This is a genomic window from Kribbella sp. NPDC006257, from assembly GCF_040613535.1.
Classification (GTDB): Bacteria; Actinomycetota; Actinomycetes; order Propionibacteriales; family Kribbellaceae; genus Kribbella.
The window spans coordinates 69,937-71,700 of record NZ_JBEXSJ010000044.1 but is presented as its reverse complement, the minus strand read 5'-3'; the positions used below and the strand labels follow the sequence as shown (position 1 = coordinate 71,700).

General features: G+C 69.8%; 2 protein-coding genes. One reads left to right on the top strand and one right to left on the bottom strand.

The genetic code is table 11. From position 1 onward, the window contains the following. Nucleotides 1-84 precede the first annotated feature (84 nt). A complete protein-coding gene (locus tag ABZ004_RS35650) occupies nt 85-855 on the bottom strand; it encodes a hypothetical protein (protein ID WP_355685997.1) in 771 nt (256 codons plus the stop codon). A 265-nt stretch (nt 856-1,120) separates the two neighbouring features. On the opposite strand from ABZ004_RS35650, the gene ABZ004_RS35645 reads away from it, so the two are divergent. Continuing rightward, nucleotides 1,121-1,651: a peptidylprolyl isomerase gene (locus ABZ004_RS35645; RefSeq protein WP_355686001.1), complete on the top strand. Its 531-nt coding sequence runs from the start codon at nt 1,121-1,123 to the stop codon at nt 1,649-1,651. Nucleotides 1,652-1,764 lie beyond the last annotated feature (113 nt).

The following is a 1,764-nucleotide window of genomic DNA, read 5'->3' as shown; positions in this document are numbered from 1 at the left end:
CGACAACCCCCCCTGACCGGGCCGCCGACCAAGGCCGCGAACCCCGCGGGCTGCGCGGCCTTCGCGGTTGCGGTTCGGTAGGGCTCAGGACTCGGTCGGCTTGGAACTGCTCGAGCCGGTCGAACGCGGCTTGGTGCTGGTCGCCTTCTTGGCGGTGCCGTTCGAGGCGGCCGTGTCGGTGGCGTTCTCGTCGGCCTTGGCCTCGGTCTTGCCGTTGGCGGCGGCACCGGCCGGCGTCGAGTCGGCCGGCTTCGCGTCGTCGGCCTTGGTCTCGGACTCGGCCGGCTTGTCGGCGGCCGGGCGCGACGCCGTACCGGCCGGGGCCGAGCTGTAGTCGCGGCCGCTGGTCGGGGTCGACTGCCAGGCCGGCTCCGGCGGGGTGAGCAGCTTCTTCACGGCCGCGGCGGCGAGCGCGCCGAAGCCGAGGAACAGCACCACCTTGCGAACCTTGTGGCTCTTCTTCGGTACGTCGATCTCGCCCTTGAGCGCGGCCTTGGTGGCCTTGCCGCGCCGCGAGGTCTCCTCGACGACCGGCTCGGCGGCGGCGGCCAGGGTGGCCAGCGCGGCGGTCACCTTCGGCAGCAGGTCGTCGTTGAACCGCTCGCGGGCGCGCTCGGCCGCGTGTTCGGTGGCGGGACCGACCTTGCTCAGCGCATCGTCGATGACCGGGCCGGCCTTCTCCACCGCGGCGTGGGCGAGGCTGGCGCCGCGCTCGACGGCCTTCTCGGCGTACGGCGACACCTTCTCCCGTGCGGTGTCAACGGCCGGACCGACCCGTTGCGAGGCCGATTCGGCGAACGGCCGGACCCTGTCCTTCGCGGACTCGACCCGGCCCTTGGACTTCAACAAACCCACGGTTCCTCCTCGGCGGCGCCCCGTCGCTGGCGCCTGAGTGCTGGCCCATCGGCGACATGGACGACCTGGTACGGCTCTGGACATTTCCGGCTTCGTCTGCATCGTACGTCGTACCCAGCCGATAAACGTCTCAGGGCGACCCGGACGGGACCCTGATCCCGCGAAAACCGTTGCCCGGCCGGTCGATGCGGGCCGGCTTGGAGTCGCATGACAGGATCGATGCCGTACGCCGTAACCGATGAGGAGTTATCCCGTGGCCGAAGAACTGTTCGCGACGTTGCAGACGACGAAGGGCGATGTCGTCATCAAGCTGTTCCCCGATCACGCCCCCAAGACGGTGCAGAACTTCGTCGGCCTGGCCGAGGGAACCAAGGAGTGGACCGACCCGCAGACGGGTCAGCCGAGCCACGAGCGGTTCTACGACGGCCTCGGCTTCCACCGGGTGATCGACGGATTCATGATCCAGGGCGGCTGCCCGCTCGGCACCGGCACCGGCTCGCCGGGCTACGCGTTCGACGACGAGATCCACCCGGAGCTGCAGTTCGACCGGCCGTACCTGCTGGCGATGGCGAACGCGGGCATCCAGTTCGGCAAGGGCACCAACGGGTCGCAGTTCTTCGTGACCGTGGTGCCGACCCCGCACCTGAACCGCAAGCACACCATCTTCGGTGAGGTCGTCGACGCCGAGTCGCAGAAGGTCGTGGACGCGATCGCGACCGCGAAGACCGCGCCGGGCGACCGGCCGATCGAGCCGATCGTGATCAACAGCGTCAAGATCGAGCGCAAGACCGTCTGATCCAGCCGCGGGGCGGGCCCCCGCTGCGGGGCGGGGCGAAGTTGATATGTTCACACGCGTGTACCCGAGACTCTTGTACAAGCCCCCCGATACCCCCGCCCCGGGGCCAGTGG